Below are 17292 nucleotides of genomic sequence, written 5' to 3'. Positions count from 1 at the left end.
TCTTTATACGGATTATTAAAATGTTACATTAAGTCCCACTGTAAAAGTCTTCGATTTGGGATAGAAATCGCGATACTCGATACCGGGATAAAGTCCGCTACCGGCCATGATACCGGTGCTTGTTCTCGAGCTGTTGGCACGGTCGGTCTCGTTACGTCCTCCTAACTGTACCTCCGGATCAAGTCCCTTGTATCCGGTGATAACAAAGAGATTCTGGGCAGCCACATAAATACGTGCTTTGCTGAGCCAATCGATTTTTTTCGTATTGAACGTGAAACCGAGTGCGATGTTATCGAGACGAATAAACGATGCGTCTTCCACATAGTACGAACATATCTGCGAGTTCTGTCCTTTCAATTTATAGATCAACTCATCGTTCAATGCGTTGGTTCCGAGCAGATACGTATTATTACCATAAGCGGCGCGGGGGCCATTAAAGACTTCGTTACCGATCATGCCTCGGAAGAAAACCGAAAAATCCCAGCTTTTATAGTTCACGGTGTTCTGCCATCCGAAAATCACGTCCGGCAATGCCGTACCGCAATACGTACGATCCGCGTCGTCGATGTTTCCGTCATGATTGATGTCTTCAAAGATATATTTTCCTTCATCGCTGATACCTTTACATTTCCACATATAGAACTGTCCTACCGGACGTCCCGTTTCGACGATATGAGACGTCACTCCCGATCCTCCGCGAATCCACGGACTGCCTACATAGACCTTGTCCGTCTCATAATGGTTGTTTGACAAGCGCGTGATTTTATTTTTGTTATACGATCCGTTGAGTGTCATTGTCCAGTCCAGCTCCTTGTTTCGGATCACACCGATGTTGAACATCATCTCAACACCTGTATTTTCCATATCGCCGACATTGGCCATCATGCGGTCATAAACAAACGGAGGTGTGGGAACGGCATACGTATACAACATATCCGATGTTTTCTTTTTGTACAACTCGACACTTCCTCCGAACCGTCCGTTAAACAACGAAAAATCGAGACCAAGATTCATTGTAGCAGTCGACTCCCACTTCAGGTCGGGATTGGCATTTTGGCTGATTGCATAAGCCGTTTTCCATGAACCATCGTTGTAATAGATGCCTTTCATGCCGTATAACTCGAGAGTCCGGTACGGATCGAGTCCCGTCTGATTACCGGTGACACCGTATCCTACACGTAGCTTCAGATCGTTCACCCAATTGATATCCTTCATGAACGCTTCTTCGGAGATGCCCCAAGCTGCAGAAACAGAGGGAAAAATACCCCATTTGTTATTCTTACCGAACTTAGACGATCCGTCCCGACGCAGCATGGCCGTGATCATGTAGCGATTGTAATAGCCGTAAAAAGCACGGGCATACAGAGAAACGAGCTTATAGGCGCTCTTGCCGGATTCCACATCGCCCGTTTTAAGGCCGTTTCCTGATTGCAGTGAGTTGTAAGACAAATCGTTTGAGAGGAAATTTCGGTTCTGGGCAAAAAAGTAAGCATACGCATTTTCTTCCCACGAATAACCGGCCAAGGCCTGTATCTTATGTTCTTCGTCGGCTCCAAATGCCCGCTCGTAGTCAATTGTCCATTCGAGCAGGTTACGGTTCCACACACGGTTTCGTTTATACGCATTTCCCTGATCGCTTTGTCCGTCTTCGGTCGTCGAATTGTTAAATTCGCTTCGCGTATCGGAAAAACGACTTTTGTAAAGGTTCAATTTGGTATTCAGCCCATTGGCCAGTTCAAATTGAATATCACCCGAACCATAGAAATAAAGCATCTCGTTATCTTTGCGGTTCAAGTCCTGATTCTGTACAGGGTTTCCCTGATCAAACTCTGCATTGACCTTTGTAAAATAAGTGCCGTCGGCATTATAGACCGGATAAACGGGCAACATGCTATACGCCAAAATGTAGTTCCCTGCCTCCGGTAATTGCTGATCGGTAATCGTTCCCGATCCGGTCAGTCCTACACGCAGACGATCGTTGATAGCCCGTTGCTGCACTTGGAAGCGGAAACTGTGACGCTCCTGCTTGTTGTCACGCATCACTCCGTTTCGATCCTGATACGTATACGAAATACGGTAGTTGCCCTTCGACGTACCACCGGACAGCGACAAGCTATGATTTTGTGACAATCCTGTACGTGTCAGTTCGCTGAACCAGTCCGTATCAGCTCCGTACTGGTCGTAAACCGATGGGTCTTGCTTGGAATAAGCGGCATAGGCACGCCATTGATCCGCATTGAGCAAATTCGGCTTATTCGCCAGCACATCGACCGACATATATCCGTCGTAGTTGACAGTCGTTTGATTACCAACACCCTTTTTCGTTGTGATAAGAATCACGCCGCCTGCTGCACGTGAGCCGTAAATCGCAGCCGAAGTTGCATCTTTCAACACGGAAATTGACTCAATATCGGTGGGTGCCACCGTGCTCAAATCGCCGCCGGGTATCCCATCAATCACGACAAGCGGCCCCATGTCCTCCTGCAAAGTAGTAACACCGCGTAGCCGCATCCGTGATGTACTTGTCACATCGCCCGAGCCCGAATTAATCATCAACCCGGCCACTTTACCCTGCAACAAGTCGGTCGCATCGCGTGTCAGCCCTTTGTTAAAGTTATCTTCCGTCACATTCGCCACCGAACCGGTAATCTGGCGGCGTGTCTGCGTGCCGTATCCGATAGCCACAACTTCACCCAGATTCACAACAGACGGTTGCATTGTTACGTCAATCGTACTGCGCCCCTTTACAGCTTCTTCCTTCGTATTATAACCGATGTAAGAAAACTGCAAAACGGCATGTTCCACATTGGAAACCGACAAGGTATAATGTCCATCCAAGTCCGTCACCATACCGTTTGTCGTTCCTTTCTCTACTACATTGGCACCGATAATCGGTTCTCCGTTCTCGTCCAATACCGTTCCCTTGACTTGTTGGGCATAAGCCACAGTCACACCTACACACATCAACGCCGCAAGCAGCCCTGCTTTCCAGCGCCCGATCTTTGCATTCTTTTCTTGTTTCATACAAGTCACTCCTTAAAAATTCAATTTATCATTCATTCACACGGTAAAATTTCAGAGCGTATTTCCGGAAACAGGAGTTGTAACTGGCTATCGTAATTTTCATGATATTTCCCGACACGAAGCTCATCGCAATACATGACATTGTTTCCCTGTATAGATTTTTCAGAACCAATACGAGCGCAAGATATACATTCTTTTCATATCTGCAAAAAAATTAACATACAAAGTTACACCTCCGTGCTTTATGCCGGAGGCGTAAGCGATACAGGCGTCAATTAATAGCCGGGATTCTGCTTGAGGTTACGATTGGCGTCAAGCGCCTTCTGCGGAACCGTTCCGTTTCTTCCAAAAGAAAAGTTTGCTCAAAAAGAAAAACGTCTTAATCAAAGAAGATTAAGACGTTTTTCTTTTCTCTGATATCTTTCAGACTAACTGAAAAATTTTTCGGCGGAAGGAGGGGGATTCGAACCCCCGGTACGGTTACCCGCACGACAGTTTAGCAAACTGTTGGTTTCAGCCACTCACCCATCCTTCCTTCAGATATGCTTTTGAACGGCACTTTCTGAAAAAGCGTTGCAAAGATAGACCTTTTTTTTGAATCTGCAAATTTTTATGTTGGCTTAAAAACGTCTCACGCCAAAATTTCAATCAATGTTTGATCCGGAATAATCACTAAATTGTTTAGCAGAATTTGGGAATTATAATAACCGTATAACTCTTAAATATTTATAAGAACCATTTCCTTTTTATTCGGCGTTGCAAAGTCGAATGGCTCATACGGTTTACAATATCAAAGACAGGAAACGGATCTTACCCCACTATTATAACGCGCTTATGTTGCTATGCCAATTTCTTCAAACATTTTCTTATATACGACCGCTTTTTCTTCCAAAGGTTTGGGGTAGGCTCTTGATGACGAAGGCATTCGGTATATTCGAAGTTGGCGAGAACAAAAGACAGTGCCGGTCGACGAACCGACTTTCGGTTCTTTTGCTCCTGTCAGCATCAATAAGATATCTAATGCTTTCTGACCGGTTGCCACGATCGTTCGGCAGTCCGGTAATTGGGATAAGACTTGTTCCAAATCAATCGGACGAAGTACCTCGAGGTATTTATCCGACGCATTTCCTTTTTGTCGATTTACCTCCATTGCCGTATCCCAGAGAGCAATGCCTTTTTCAGTCAGAAATTTACGAATTTTCGCTTCATGGAAAGATTTTTGATCTTCCGTCAGGAAATAATATTTGTCTTTAAAAAAGACGACCCCGAAAATCCGCCACATATCATTCTGAAAATTCGGGTAGAAAAAATCCATTTTCCAACGTGCTCTGGGTGGAGGAAAACTGCCAAGCATCAACATCTTTGCACCTTCCGGAGCAAAAGGAGGTAAAGGATGAACTTCTATCAATTGCTTCATCTTACTTCTTGTTACGACGTTTCATTTCGAGACGAAGCATATTCAATTCACGTGTGGTTTGACCGACAACGGAAGTGTTCTCTTCGGCACGGCGAATAAGGTAAGGGATTACGTCTCTGACGCTTGCATAAGGCACATATTTAGTAACCCGATAGCCTTTGTGAGCAAGATTAAATGAGATATTGTCACTCATGCCTAATAATTGTGCGAAAAAGATTCGTTGATCGTCATGCTTTAAGCCTTTCTCCTCAATCAGCTCAGCCAGCCGATAGTTACTTTTTTCGTTATGTGTTCCCATAAAAAGCTCAAAATGTTCGAAATTATCCATAACATACTTTACGCCTGCATCAAAATTGTCGTCTGTTTCCTGCTTCGTTTTGAAAATCGGATCAGGATATCCCATCGCCGTGGCACGAGCACGCTCGTTTTCCATATAAGCTCCACGTACAAATTTTATTCCGGCAATGTATCCTTTTTCCTTGGCATCGGTAAGGATTCGATGCAGGTAAGGGAGGCGGTCATGACGATACATCTGAAGCGTAGCAAATACGATTGCACGCTCTTTATTAAAGAGCCGCATGGCTTCGTCCGTCATGCTGTCTATTGCATCCTGAAAACAATAATCCTCAGCATCCACCAGAATACGTACTCCATTCTCGTAGGCCCTTCGGCACAACGTCATGAAACGCTGTTGAAAAATCTCATAATCGCTGCTTTCCGCATCAGTCAACTGCTCCGGATGTTCGGATGCTTTCGATAACAATGCATCGGTCGTTATCGTTGATGGTTTGAATACAGCATAAGCGATATCCGGATTATCCTTTGCATTATCGATTGAGCGCAAGGTTTCTTCCATGGTCTCCTTGATGCCATCGGGGCTCTGTTCTCCCTCTGCCGAAAAATCAAGCGTCGACTTGACACCGAAACGCTTCAACAGACGGATTGTTTTTTGGCAGTCTTGCAACGTTTCCCCTCCTACAAACTGTTTATATAATGTAGGCTTTACGATCCATCCTAAGGGAAAATGTATTTTCAATGCAAGATCGCTCCCCCACTTCGCAAGTTTTACGAGAGAAGGATGCTTAATGGTATTAAATAATATGTACGCATTTCTCAATTCTGCGTCTGTCTTTGCTTCAAAAGCAATTTTTGTGTTATTAAAATCCAACATATTGATGTGTATTTTCAGGTAAAAAACGCGCTGAATTAACCTTTATGAAACACCCCATCAATAGGATGTTTCATAAAGATATTTCTGTTAGTTTAGAGGCAATTCATTGGCAAATGTCAGCTCCAGCACATAATCGGGCGAATGGGGTTTGTCCGTAAATTTCAGCAGAATGCCGTCTCTATCTTGGATGAATCGAACGGATTTACGACTTTGGTACTCTACCGCACTTTTCAGTTTATTGCCCGCATAAGGAAGGAACAGGGCTTTATCGTCGAGATTCAGCACATGCACATACAGTGTTTTTCCTTTCTGAGTCGTTACTCCCCAGTCGCGCGGAGTGACTACTCCGCCCCGCGTACCCTGTATGGTGGGAGCATAGATTTTCATCCATTCACCCATTTCGCGAAGCCGCTGCACTGCCACGGTCGGCAACTCACCATTTGGCTGAGGACCTACATTCATCAGCAGATTAGCGTTTTTTCCGGCGGCTTTGACAAGATACTGAATCAATATTTTCGTCGATTTATAATCTTGGTCGGTAATTTTGTAGCCCCACATTCCATTCATTGTCTCGCATGTCTCAAGTGGCAACCGACTGATATCCTGTCCCGAAAGTCCAGCCTTGTTTTCGCCGGGCAGGTCTCGCTCAAAGATCTGGATATCCTCCCCTGCGAACGGAGTGATGTGGTGATTATTCCCGATCAAACAAGCCGGTTGCAAACGATGTATCAAAGTATATTGTTCATTGAGATTCCATGTTTTGGCTGTCATCCCGTCGGGATAGATGTCCTTGTCCCACATTCCGTCAAACCATATAGCTCCGATGAGGCCGTAGTTAGTAAGCAATTCCGTCAGCTGATTGTTCATGAACGCACAATAATCTTCCCATTTGCCCTGTGTGGTACGACCGGTTCCTTTTCCTGTGCGTCCCAACGGATAATAATCGTCGCGTCGCCAGTCCAAATGTGAATAATAAAGGTGCAGACGGATGCCCTGCTTACGGCATTCATCAGCCAATTCGTGAATCACGTCACGTTTAAACGGCGTGGCATCCACAATATTATAATCAGACTGTTGGGTAGCATACATGGAAAAACCGTCGTGATGACGCGAAGTAATCGTGATGTACTTCGCTCCCGAAGCCTTGATAGCAGCAACCCACTCTGCCGCATTAAACTTGGCCGGATAGAAGCCCGAGGCCAGTTTGGCATATTCTTCCCAATTCAGGTTTTTGTTGTGCATGACCCATTCGCCATCGGCCAGCATACTATAAATGCCCCAATGGATAAAGATACCGAACTTGTCGTCCTGAAAAGTTTCCCGGGCTTTCAGATTGTCTGCCGAAGGCGTATAACCGGGCTGTGCCGGAGCGTGCACCAGGTTTGTGAAAGCCATCGTTGCACAAAGAAGTAATGTTCTTGTTTTCATAGAATAATTTTTGTTTATTACTAAAAAATAACGGGTACATGCTGTTACCCGACTTTACAAAGGTAAATGTTTTTTTCAAAAAGGGAGAAAGGAGATACTAAAATACCTTTTTAGAGCCTAAAACGCCTAATTTGGGGAATTTTCCAAGCAAATCAGGTCTCGTTTATCAGTTTATGACTTTTGTTCTGTAATCGTGCCTTTTGCACCCCATCCGTGGGATATCCCGGCAAGTCACTCGTGGAGTACGATGATACCCCACGAGTGGGGGGCTTATCGCGTCATGCCCGTGGGGACAAGGCAAATTCATGGGCGGACGGGCCGCACCGAGAACCCGAAGTAGCGGCTGTAGTCGCCCCAGTCGCGCTCGCCCGAATCGAAGCCGAGGTCGCGGGCGTAGCTGCTGTCGGCCGTGCGGAGCGAACTCGACCAGTAGTAGCCTTCGCTGCCGGCACTGTTGAGTCCGGAACCTTCGCGGCAGCCGGCGGCAGGCAGGAAGATGGAGTTGCCGTTCGGGCCCTTTACCTCGCAGCCGTTCACACCGTCCTGCGTCGTCCAGTTCCAAGTGCAGTGGTCTAAAAGTTCCCGAATTTCTTCCTTGGTCGGCATGCGCCACAGAGAGCCGAGCTTCCGGGTGGCGTCGTCGGCCGCTTCGAGGGTGGTCTTGTTGTCGCCGATGAAGGTGCCGCCGGCGTCATACCAGATGCCCTCGGTCTGGCCGTCGGCGATGGTGTACTTGGTAACGTGCTTCCAGTCGGACTGGCCCGCCTGCATCTACTTGTAGGTTGCCCAAGTGTATTCTGCTTTGGGTTCTGTCTCGCCCCATGCGTAGTAGTCGCCGTAGTCGAGCATCGCTTTGATGGCTGCCTCGATAAGGGCGAGCTTTGCTTCGAGCGAAAGGGTCTGCGCCTTCATGGCAGCCTCGATGGATGCGAGCTTGGTCTCGAACGTGGCGTTCACGGAGTTGAGCACATCGATGATGGCCTGCAGCTTGGTCTGCTGGTCGGCGTTCATCTTGTCGATGGCCTCGGTGAGCTTCTTGATGGCTTCCTCGTTCTTCAGGAAGCCGTTGTTGATGGCCTCCATCACCTTGGTGAAGTCGTTAATGACCGACACGTTCATCGTGTAATTAATCTCGGGTGCGTCCTCCTGACACGAGGTGAAGAACGCAGGTGCTGCCAACAGCATGGCGATGGCAAGCAGAATGGATTGAATTCATTTCATATTTCAGTTGGTTATTGGTTTTATTTTACGAAAGTATAGCGCAGGGTCACCAGTCCGAAGACAAAACGCTTCGGAGCGATGCCCTTGCGATTGAAGAGCCGGTCCGTCTCGCCTTTCAGTCCGATGCTGAACTCCCGGCTCATGTCGGCCTCGATGTGGAGCGAGGCGGGAACGTAGAGCGTGTTGAACTTCTCGTGGCGGTTCGTGCTACGTATGCTGCCCGTGATGGTTACTTCCGAGTCGTTGCCGATGGTTGTTCCCTCGCCGATGGGCGTGGTTTGTCCGCCCTGCGTCTGCGTGTTGCTGATGTAGATACCGTACTCGTTGCCCTTGGCAAAGGTGTAGCCTACGCCCGTGCCCACCCAGATGTTGAGCCACTGCGCGCGGCGGCGGGGCCACAGCTCCATGAAGTTGAAGCCTAAGCCGAGTTTGGCGTTGTGGTAGTTCATCAAGTAGTTGCCGTAGGCCTTGACGGGCATCGTCTTGGTGTCGAGCACGGAGAAGCGCTGCTCACGGCGGTAGCGCGACCAGAGATACTCCGCCCCCACACGCACCCAGGGGCAGATGGTGAAGTCCACGCCGCCACCCACGGCGGGCGACTGTTTGTAACTGCGCTTGGCATCGAGATTCTGATACCATACGTCGCTTGCCCACGACAGTCCGCCCTCGGTATAAATACTCCAAGTGCGGGTGCGCAGCTCGCTGCTTTGGTCTCGCGGCAGCTGTGTTCCGCTCCCGTCTGTGGCCTGCGCCTGCGCGCCGACGGCTACGGTTGCGGAGAACAGGACGCTGAGACCCACTCGTGCCCATCGGTCGCTGAGCGGCGGAATAAGCGGTTTTGTTCGCTTTCGCGCGCCTTTTCTCGCCGTGGCATCACTCAAGCCGGGCTTGGTGCTGCTCATCCGGCTGGTCGAAAATGTTCGTCTTTTGTTCATACTTGTTGCTTGAATTAAATTAAAAGAGTTGATGATATTGTCGTCTTGTCTCACATACCTTATTATAATAGGCCACCTGTGAAGAACCCCATGAGCCGTTGCCGGAGGATGCGGCGGGTCTGTTTTTCTGCTGCAAAATTAAAAGTGAGACGATGGGAGGGGACTATCAAAGGAAGGTGGGCAAGTCCACTGCCGTGAGAGAACTCGGCAAGCAGTTCCGCTACTTTGTGGAGGTAAACCTTGAAAAGCAGCCCGGCCTGCGACAGCTGTTCGCAGGCTACATCAAGTATCTTTTCTTTGACTTGGGCGTCATGCAGACCATGCTCAACATCCCTGCCGCCGATATTCTTATGGCTACCGAGGTTGATTTCGTGAACAAGGGCGGTGCCTCCGAGATGTTTGCCGGATTGGAGATGATGAAATACGGCGACTGCTTCATGAAACCCGACCTGCACTACTGGCAGAATCATGCCAGGAACAGTCAGGCAGAGGTTGATTACGTCAAAGTCCAAAACGGCAAGATACTCCCCATAGAGGTTAAAGCCAGTACGCAGGGAAGCATGCAGAGCCTTTGGATTTTCATGCGCGAACGCAAGCTCTCCCGCGGCCTCCGTACATCACTCGAAAATTTCGGTCATCTGTCCTACTGCGACAAAAAGGACGATCATGCGGAACGGCACGTGGATATCGTACCGTTGTATGCTTTGAGCAACTTATTTATAATACACCCATAAACAAACATAAAACGATTCGAAGATAAGAAAACCCTCAAGGAAACGGGCAACCTCGGTCCGTACAATCGACTGTTCAATCTTATCGCTCTCTCTTCATCAGATCATAGGCCAACGCTGCAGTGTGCTCCATGATCTCGTCTTCGCCCGGCACTTTTCTGTCGCGCATCACGATGCGTCCGTCGCAGATCACCGTATCGACGCAACTGCCATTGGCGGCATAGACGAGATTCGACACGAAGTGGTGATTCGGTGAGAAGACCGGCTGATGCAGGTCGATCAGACACAAATCGGCCAGACAACCCTCGGCGATGCTCCCGGCATTGATCCCGAGTATCGCCGCACCGGCTTCGGTAGCGGCATACAGCATCCGGTCGCATCGCATGGCTTCCGGATCACCGCGCCACACTTTACCCAGCAACGAGGCCAGCTTCATCACCTCGATCATATCTAAATTGTTCGACGACGAACAGCCGTCTGTGCCCAACCCCACCGTCACGCCGGCGGCGCACATCTCTTCATATTTGAACCGATAGCCCGAAGCCAGCTTCATGTTCGAGGCCGGGTTATGCACCACTTTCACCCCGTGATCGGCCAGCATCCTGATCTCCTCGTCGTCGACATACAACCCGTGCGCCATGACAAGACGCGGCGAAAGCAGTCTTAATTTATTCATGTAGCGCACCGGCGTAAGTCCGAAACGTTGGAGACACTCCTTCGTTTCATACTCCGTTTCGGCCAGATGCGTATGAATGAGCAGGCCATGATCGGCGGCAAATGCATCGGCCCATTGCAGTAGTTCACCCGAAACGGTATAGATGGCATGCGGCCCGAGAGCGTAACGTATCCGGTCACTATAAGGCGAGGACCATGAGAAACGACGCGTGATCGTCTGTTTGTTTCGCTCGGCAACGGCCGGCTTGAAATGATCGAAGCACGCTTCGGAAAGGACGGCACGCAACCCCATTTCTTCGACAGCGCGCGCCGTAGCGTCGAGTTTATGATACATATCAAGAAACGCCGTCGTTCCGCTACGCAACATTTCAAGACATGCCAGCTTGGCCCCCCAATAGACATCCTCCTCGGTCAGCTTGGCTTCGTTCGGCCAGATCACTTGTTCGAGCCATGGCATCAACGGCATATCATCGCCATAGCCGCGAAAGAGCGTCATGGCCGCATGCGTATGGGCATTGATAAGTCCCGGGATGACGGCCTTGCCTCGCCCGTCAATTACCGTATCGGCCGACCGGTCGATCATCGGTGCCACCTGCGCTATGGTCTGCCCCTCGATCAGAAGATCCGTCGGCCGGCCGTTCCATTCGACGGATTGAATCAGGATGCTCATGGACGATAGTGGTTATAAAATTCCGCCACCGCCTCGATACCGGTATAAAACATATCCAGCCCGAAACTCTCGTTAGGCGAATGGATGGCGTTACGTTCCAGTCCGAAGCCCATCAGCACGGATTTCATGCCGAGGATTTTCTCGAAGGCGGGGATAATCGGGATGCTTCCGCCGCGGCGCACCGCCAGCGGCTGTTTGCCGAATGCAATCGTAAAACCTTTTTCGGCCGCCTTGTAGGCCGGCAGATCGATCGGGCAAACGTACGCGTCGCCGTCGTGTTTATGAACCACTTTGATCTTTACGTAGCGGGGAGCCACAGACACAAGATGGTCAATCATCAGCTGCGTAATCTTGTCAGGCTGCTGGTTCGGAACGAGGCGGCACGACAGCTTGGCGTACGCCTTCGACGGCAGGACGGTTTTCGCTCCTTCCCCCGTATAGCCGCCCCAGATACCACATACATCGAACGACGGACGGCAACTGTTACGCTCAAGCGTCGAATAGCCTTTCTCACCAAACAGTTCATCCACGTCGATCGCCTGTTTATACTTCGTTTCGCTGAACGGCACCTGCGCAAGCATGGCTTTTTCCGTGTCAGACAATTCTTCCACATCGTCGTAGAAACCGGGAATCGTAATGCGCCCGTCGGCATCCGTAATATCGGCAATCAGTTTGCAAAGTACATTGATCGGATTGGCCACCGCTCCGCCGAAGTGTCCCGAATGCAGGTCACGGTTAGGCCCTGTCACCTCTACCTCCCAATACGACAATCCGCGCAGGCCGGTCGTCAGGGAAGGCGTTTCCTCGCTTACCATACTCGTATCCGAAACAAGAATGACATCGGCGGCGAGCAACTCTTTGTTAGCCGCACAGAAATCGCCGAGACTGATAGAGCCGATCTCCTCTTCTCCTTCGAGGATAAACTTAAGGTTGCAGTTCAAAATCCCCGTCTGCAAAGCCGTCTCAAACCCTTTAACCTGAATCATCGCCTGCCCCTTATCATCGTCGGCACCACGTGCATAGACCCGTCCGTCGCGTATCTCGGGTTCGAAAGGGTTGCTCTTCCACAGCTCCAGCGGCTCGGGAGGCATCACATCGTAATGTCCGTACACGAGCACCGTCGGCGCCGAAGCCGAAACGATACGCTCGGCATACACCACCGGATTGCCAGCTGTCGGCATCACTTCCGCACGCGTCGCCCCCGAAGCGAGCAACAACTCTTTCCACCGCTCGGCACACTTGACCATGTCCGCCTTATGCTCGCTCTGCGAACTCACCGACGGGATACGCAACAAACTGAACCACTCGTCACGAAAGCGGTCCTTATGTCTTTCGATATACGTTCTTATTTCCATAACATTTTTTAATTTCAAGCCGTAAAAATACAACTATTTTACAAATCACAAAATCGCGTCGGAGAAAAAGAATTGTCCCGAATTTTCACTTGCCGGATAAACCTTCGGCAACCGAACACGTCTTAATATCGATTTTATTCTTTTGACGATATGAAAATGAACGTTTTTTATATAGCTACGATGAGTTTCTTGTTGTGCGGCTCACAAACAAGGGCACAAGACAACGCCGTGCAGGGCGAAAAGCGCTGTCCTGAAAATATCGGCGAACGTATCAAAATGAAAGTCGAACGAGTAGCCGGCCGGCTCATGCTTGACGACCGGACGGCAGCCCGGTTCAAGCCAATGTACGAGTCTTACCTCAAAGAGTTGCAGGAATGCCGTTCGGAATGCCCAAAGGCCCGCCATGACGTCGCAAGCATTAACCGGCCGACAGACAAAGAGCTTGAAAAACGATTCAAAGAACATTTGAAAAATGAGCGTAAAAGGCTCGACATCCGCGAAAATTATTACGCTGAGTTTTCCAAGATACTCACCCAAAAGCAGGTGATGACGGTACTCTATCCCAAACGGCACAAACATAGCCATACAACCGAGAAACAGGATGATGACAACAGACGCATCCAAGATTTTATCAACGAACGACGGGAGATTCGGGAACATCATCGAATGCGCTTCGAGGCAGACGGAAAACAAGGGAGATAAACGGATAAACATGGCACCGCAATGATAAAAACATCTATCTTTGCGGCCGTTTTATCATGATTTTTTTGACGATGTCCAATCCGTATTTCCGTTTCAAACAGTTTACCGTATGGCACGACCGTTGCGCTATGAAAGTAGGGACCGACGGCACCCTGCTCGGAGCATGGGTCAATGTGCATGGCCGGATGCGGATGCTCGATGTCGGGACGGGTACCGGACTGATTGCGCTGATGCTGGCGCAGCGTAATACCGAAGCGCAAATCGACGCCATTGATCCGGATGCCGATGCTTACATCCAAGCGCAGGAGAATATACGCCAGTCGCCTTTCCGCACACGTATCCGGATTGTTCACACTCCATTTCAGGCCTACGCATTGACTGTGATCAAACCGTACGATCTGATCGTCTCCAATCCTCCCTATTTCAAGGGATCAATGAAATGCCCCGAAAGAAAACGCCGGCTGGCTCGACATGATGATACCTTGACACTCGCCGATCTGCTTCACACGGGAAAAGCTCTTCTTGCCCCTCATGGACGAATCGCACTGATCCTGCCTTTCGCACAACGTGACGATCTGATAAGCACAGCCGAAAATGAAGCCCTGCATACCATACGCGAGACCCGCGTCATCTCAATTGAAGGAGGCTCTCCCAAACGCCTGCTCATAGAACTGTCCTCCCTTCCTGCCGAAGCGATCACAGCCGACGAACTGATACTCGAAGACTGGATGCACCGACGCACAGCCGCTTACCGACAACTGACACAGGCATTCTACCTGTCTGAAAACAGCATATCGAAAGAGAAAAGCAAAGACTGACAATCACCCGACCGGGGCAGCGATACGTTAGTCAATATTTTAACCCCCATTGTATATATCTTGATTTTTTACTACTTTTGCCGCTGATTTTTTTTTCAAAAGAAAAGGCAAACCTCGACAATATATGAATTTATTAAGAGAAAAACTAGCAAAATACGACGCTCCGCAACGGGCGAAAGCTGCCGGTATCTATCCATATTTCCGCGAAATCCAAAGTGATCAGGATACAGAAGTTATTATCGGCGGAAAAAAAGTCTTGATGTTCGGGTCCAACTCCTATTTGGGACTAACGAACCATCCGAAAGTCAAAGAAGCAGCGATGGAAGCGATCCGAAAATACGGTACCGGATGTGCCGGTTCGCGGTTCCTCAACGGCACACTTGATATACACGTGCAATTGGAGAAACGGTTGGCCAAGTTCGTCGGTAAAGAAGATGCTATTTCTTTCTCAACAGGCTTTCAGGTAAACGAAGGGGTCATTTCATGCATCACCGGACGCGAAGATTACCTGATCTGGGATGAGTTAAATCATGCTTCCATCATTGAAGGAATCCGTCTCTCATTCTCAAACAAGCTCAAATATAAGCATAACGACATGGAGTCGTTGGAAAAACAACTCCGTAGATGCGAGCCGGACAAGGTGAAACTGATCGTCACTGACGGTGTCTTCAGCATGGAAGGAGACGTGGCCCATGTGGCCGAAATCGTACGGCTGGCCAAGCAATACAATGCCAGCATCATGGTGGATGAAGCCCATGGAATCGGTGTACTTGGCAATCACGGACGCGGTACATGCGATCATTTCGGTGTCTCGAAAGATGTTGACTTGATCATGGGTACTTTCAGCAAATCATTTGCTTCGTTAGGTGGGTTTATTGCAGCAGATAAAGATACGATTAACTACCTTCGTCATCATTCACGTACATATATTTTCAGTGCAAGTTGTACACCGGCCTCTGTGGCTGCTGCCAACGCCTCGCTGGACATCATGCTGAACGAACCGGAACACATGGAAAATTTGTGGAAACTGACGCATTATGCACTGGACGGCTTTCGCCAAATGGGTTGTGAGATCGGACATACTTCAACTCCGATCATTCCGCTTTTCATCCGAGATAACGATTTGACGTTCCTCATTGTGAGGGAGCTTTTCGACGAGGGTATTTTTGTCAATCCGGTTGTTTCGCCGGCTGTTGCTTCGCAAGATACGTTGATCCGGTTCTCCCTGATGGCTACGCATACGCAAACACAATTGGATTACGCCCTTGAAGCTATCCGGAAGGTATTTAAAAAACACGACCTGATCCCCTGACAGCACACAATGGATTTCGTACAAAATACGGGAAACTGTGCCATGGGACGTGGAGGATGTTGTAAGCATTCGAAAGGCAAACTTTCTACATGCAACTGGCTCTGTGACCTTCCCGAAGCAGAGCACGCCACGGATTATGTCGAAGTGCAGTTTAAAAATACTCGTAAAGGGTATTATCTGAACGAAGCGAAGATTCCACTCAACAAAGGCGATATCGTTGCAGTAGAAGCGAATCCGGGACATGACATCGGCACGGTTACGCTGACGGGTAAACTGGTGTTGTTTCAGATGCGAAAAAATAATGTTCGTCAAGACAATACAACCGCCAGGAAGATTTATCGTATCGCCAAACCCGGCGATTTGGAACGTTACGAAGAAGCGAAAGCCAAAGAGCACGAGACGATGATCCGCTCACGGCAAATCGCTGCCGATCTCGGCTTGTCGATGAAAATTGGCGATGTCGAATATCAGGGCGATGGAAATAAGGCGATCTTTTATTATATTGCCGAAGGACGAGTTGATTTCCGGCAGCTGATTAAGGTCTTGGCCGAAAACTTTCATGTGCGTATCGAAATGAAGCAGATCGGCGCACGACAGGAAGCCGGACGTATCGGTGGGATCGGTCCGTGCGGACGAGAGCTTTGCTGTGCTTCGTGGATGACGAACTTCGTATCGGTCGCTACAGAGGCCGCACGTTTTCAGGATATTTCCATGAATCCGCAAAAATTGGCAGGGCAATGCGCCAAGCTTAAGTGCTGCATCAACTACGAAGTAGATGCCTATGCCGAGGTACAAAAGCAACTGCCCTCGCGAAAAATCGTACTGGAAACAAAAGATCGGACGTATTATCATTTCAAGACCGATATTTTCAAGAAAGAGCTCACCTACTCTACCGATAAAATGATTGCAGCAAATATCGTCACTATCTCGGCAGCAAGGGTGTTTGAAGTCATCGGCCTGAACAAAAAGGGGATTAAACCCGATACGCTGGAGCCGGAACATCTGGCAGGAGCCAACGTCAAACCTATTGATACGCACGACATTTTGGATGGCAATGTCAGTCGATTTGACTCGGTGAAAAAGAAAAAGAAAAAACGGTTGGGAAACGGAGAAAAGAATGCCAACACCGAACAGTCCGGAGCAAACAACAAACCCGGCAACGAAAATCCGCGTGAGCGGATGTCAGGCGAAAATCGTCCGGAGACAAAAGTCGGAGACGCTCCTCGCCGAAAAAGCGGTAGAGGAAACCTTTCAAGAAATAACGACAATACGCCGCCAAAGAAAAACGAGGGAAATAATGCACCGAAGAACGACCGTCCCGCCTCGAAAAGAAAAACATCTCAAGAAAGGCCCTCCGATGAATAAAAGTCGACTCCGGCTGCTATCGGCACTATGGATAGTGAGACTTCTTCTATTATCTTGCACCAATACGGCACATTACGATTCCTATCAGAGGATTGAAAATCCCTGGCAAAAAGATAAGGAATATTATTTCACGTATGAAATCGAAGATATTACAATACCTTACGATATCTCATTAGAGATTCGAAACAACAATTTCTACCCGTACCAGAACCTCTGGTTGCTTTGTGCAGAAGAACGCCCTGTCGGACCCATGGTGCGCGACACCATAGAATGTATCCTTGCCGACAATTACGGCACATGGAAAGGCCATGGAATTTCGATTTATCATAATACGATTTCCGTTCGTAATCGCTATTTATTCCCGCACAAAGGACAATACACACTCTGTATCCGGCAGGGAATGCGTGACGAGCAATTAAAAGGTATTGAAACAATCGGGCTGCACATTGAGAAAGCAGAATGATAACA

The 17292-nt window shown here is 48.9% G+C and carries 15 protein-coding genes and 1 tRNA gene; 6 read left to right on the top strand and 10 right to left on the bottom strand.

Annotated elements, in window-relative coordinates; translation table 11 throughout:
• Positions 1-15: 15 nt before the first annotated feature.
• The 8 genes from BFO_RS11285 to BFO_RS11255 all read right to left on the bottom strand — a co-directional run bounded on the left by BFO_RS11285 (position 16) and on the right by BFO_RS11255 (position 9196).
• The gene (locus BFO_RS11285; RefSeq protein WP_014225867.1) at positions 16-3024 is read right to left on the bottom strand and encodes a SusC/RagA family TonB-linked outer membrane protein; all 3009 of its coding nucleotides are present in this window, start codon (positions 3022-3024) and stop codon (positions 16-18) included.
• 448 nt (positions 3025-3472) lie between these two features.
• Positions 3473-3559: transfer RNA gene (locus BFO_RS11280), tRNA-Ser, on the bottom strand.
• A gap of 297 nt (positions 3560-3856) precedes the next feature.
• Complete coding sequence (locus BFO_RS11275; RefSeq protein ID WP_014225864.1) at positions 3857-4441, bottom strand: uracil-DNA glycosylase family protein; 585 nt, start codon at positions 4439-4441, stop codon at positions 3857-3859.
• 1 nt (position 4442) lies between these two features.
• The gene (locus BFO_RS11270) at positions 4443-5612 is read right to left on the bottom strand and encodes a proline dehydrogenase family protein (protein WP_014225863.1); all 1170 of its coding nucleotides are present in this window, start codon (positions 5610-5612) and stop codon (positions 4443-4445) included.
• An 87-nt stretch (positions 5613-5699) separates the two neighbouring features.
• Complete coding sequence (locus BFO_RS11265; RefSeq protein ID WP_014225862.1) at positions 5700-7040, bottom strand: alpha-L-fucosidase; 1341 nt, start codon at positions 7038-7040, stop codon at positions 5700-5702.
• A gap of 303 nt (positions 7041-7343) precedes the next feature.
• Positions 7344-7811, bottom strand: a complete 468-nt coding sequence (locus BFO_RS16260; RefSeq protein WP_052299290.1) for an Lcl domain-containing protein — start codon at positions 7809-7811, stop codon at positions 7344-7346.
• On the bottom strand, positions 7812-8159 hold the full coding sequence (locus tag BFO_RS16255) for a hypothetical protein (RefSeq protein WP_244262913.1): 348 nt from the start codon (positions 8157-8159) through the stop codon (positions 7812-7814).
• A gap of 122 nt (positions 8160-8281) precedes the next feature.
• Entirely contained in the window at positions 8282-9196 is a 915-nt protein-coding gene (locus BFO_RS11255) for a hypothetical protein (RefSeq protein WP_014225861.1), read from the bottom strand.
• A 152-nt stretch (positions 9197-9348) separates the two neighbouring features.
• Between BFO_RS11255 and BFO_RS11250 the strand changes: the two genes are divergently transcribed.
• Entirely contained in the window at positions 9349-9930 is a 582-nt protein-coding gene (locus tag BFO_RS11250; RefSeq protein ID WP_014225860.1) for a DUF4143 domain-containing protein, read from the top strand.
• Positions 9931-10009: 79 nt separating this feature from the next.
• Here BFO_RS11250 and BFO_RS11245 read toward each other — a convergent pair whose 3' ends face one another.
• Together BFO_RS11245 and BFO_RS11240 are read right to left on the bottom strand one after the other, a co-directional pair.
• Positions 10010-11272 (bottom strand): amidohydrolase, encoded by a 1263-nt coding sequence (locus BFO_RS11245; protein WP_014225859.1) that lies wholly within the window; start codon positions 11270-11272, stop codon positions 10010-10012.
• Positions 11269-12627, bottom strand: coding sequence for a dipeptidase (locus BFO_RS11240; protein ID WP_014225858.1), 1359 nt, complete (start codon positions 12625-12627; stop codon positions 11269-11271). Before BFO_RS11240 ends, BFO_RS11245 begins: the two co-directional genes overlap by 4 nt.
• A 150-nt stretch (positions 12628-12777) precedes the next feature.
• Between BFO_RS11240 and BFO_RS11235 the strand changes: the two genes are divergently transcribed.
• The 5 genes from BFO_RS11235 (at position 12778) to gldH (ending at position 17287) form a co-directional block, all read left to right on the top strand.
• On the top strand, positions 12778-13329 hold the full coding sequence (locus BFO_RS11235; RefSeq protein ID WP_052299288.1) for a hypothetical protein: 552 nt from the start codon (positions 12778-12780) through the stop codon (positions 13327-13329).
• A 71-nt stretch (positions 13330-13400) separates the two neighbouring features.
• A complete protein-coding gene (locus tag BFO_RS11230; protein WP_046472689.1) occupies positions 13401-14147 on the top strand; it encodes a tRNA1(Val) (adenine(37)-N6)-methyltransferase in 747 nt (248 codons plus the stop codon).
• A 124-nt stretch (positions 14148-14271) separates the two neighbouring features.
• Positions 14272-15459 (top strand): serine palmitoyltransferase, encoded by a 1188-nt coding sequence (spt, locus tag BFO_RS11225; RefSeq protein ID WP_014225855.1) that lies wholly within the window; start codon positions 14272-14274, stop codon positions 15457-15459.
• A gap of 9 nt (positions 15460-15468) precedes the next feature.
• Positions 15469-16824: a PSP1 domain-containing protein gene (locus tag BFO_RS11220; RefSeq protein WP_014225854.1), complete on the top strand. Its 1356-nt coding sequence runs from the start codon at positions 15469-15471 to the stop codon at positions 16822-16824.
• Positions 16817-17287, top strand: coding sequence for a gliding motility lipoprotein GldH (gldH, locus tag BFO_RS11215; RefSeq protein ID WP_014225853.1), 471 nt, complete (start codon positions 16817-16819; stop codon positions 17285-17287). Before BFO_RS11220 ends, gldH begins: the two co-directional genes overlap by 8 nt.
• Positions 17288-17292: the final 5 nt, after the last annotated feature.

Source organism: Tannerella forsythia 92A2 (genome assembly GCF_000238215.1).
In the GTDB taxonomy this organism is placed as follows: Bacteria; Bacteroidota; Bacteroidia; order Bacteroidales; family Tannerellaceae; genus Tannerella; species Tannerella forsythia.
Note: the sequence above shows the minus strand (reverse complement) of the source record. Positions and strands in the feature narration are given on the sequence as shown.

What these genes read in the sequence shown, in the direction of transcription:
- BFO_RS11230 (WP_046472689.1), top strand. Translation starts at nt 13,401, where the DNA reads ATGTCCAATCCGTATTTCCGTTTCAAACAGTTTACCGTATGGCACGAC.
- BFO_RS11250 (WP_014225860.1), top strand. Translation starts at nt 9,349, where the DNA reads ATGGGAGGGGACTATCAAAGGAAGGTGGGCAAGTCCACTGCCGTGAGA.
- BFO_RS11235 (WP_052299288.1), top strand. Translation starts at nt 12,778, where the DNA reads ATGAAAATGAACGTTTTTTATATAGCTACGATGAGTTTCTTGTTGTGC.
- BFO_RS11275 (WP_014225864.1), bottom strand. Translation starts at nt 4,441, where the DNA reads ATGAAGCAATTGATAGAAGTTCATCCTTTACCTCCTTTTGCTCCGGAA.
- BFO_RS11255 (WP_014225861.1), bottom strand. Translation starts at nt 9,196, where the DNA reads ATGAACAAAAGACGAACATTTTCGACCAGCCGGATGAGCAGCACCAAG.
- spt (WP_014225855.1), top strand. Translation starts at nt 14,272, where the DNA reads ATGAATTTATTAAGAGAAAAACTAGCAAAATACGACGCTCCGCAACGG.
- BFO_RS11265 (WP_014225862.1), bottom strand. Translation starts at nt 7,040, where the DNA reads ATGAAAACAAGAACATTACTTCTTTGTGCAACGATGGCTTTCACAAAC.
- BFO_RS11240 (WP_014225858.1), bottom strand. Translation starts at nt 12,627, where the DNA reads ATGGAAATAAGAACGTATATCGAAAGACATAAGGACCGCTTTCGTGAC.
- BFO_RS16255 (WP_244262913.1), bottom strand. Translation starts at nt 8,159, where the DNA reads ATGAACGTGTCGGTCATTAACGACTTCACCAAGGTGATGGAGGCCATC.
- BFO_RS11220 (WP_014225854.1), top strand. Translation starts at nt 15,469, where the DNA reads ATGGATTTCGTACAAAATACGGGAAACTGTGCCATGGGACGTGGAGGA.
- BFO_RS16260 (WP_052299290.1), bottom strand. Translation starts at nt 7,811, where the DNA reads ATGCAGGCGGGCCAGTCCGACTGGAAGCACGTTACCAAGTACACCATC.
- BFO_RS11245 (WP_014225859.1), bottom strand. Translation starts at nt 11,272, where the DNA reads ATGAGCATCCTGATTCAATCCGTCGAATGGAACGGCCGGCCGACGGAT.
- gldH (WP_014225853.1), top strand. Translation starts at nt 16,817, where the DNA reads ATGAATAAAAGTCGACTCCGGCTGCTATCGGCACTATGGATAGTGAGA.
- BFO_RS11270 (WP_014225863.1), bottom strand. Translation starts at nt 5,612, where the DNA reads ATGTTGGATTTTAATAACACAAAAATTGCTTTTGAAGCAAAGACAGAC.
- BFO_RS11285 (WP_014225867.1), bottom strand. Translation starts at nt 3,024, where the DNA reads ATGAAACAAGAAAAGAATGCAAAGATCGGGCGCTGGAAAGCAGGGCTG.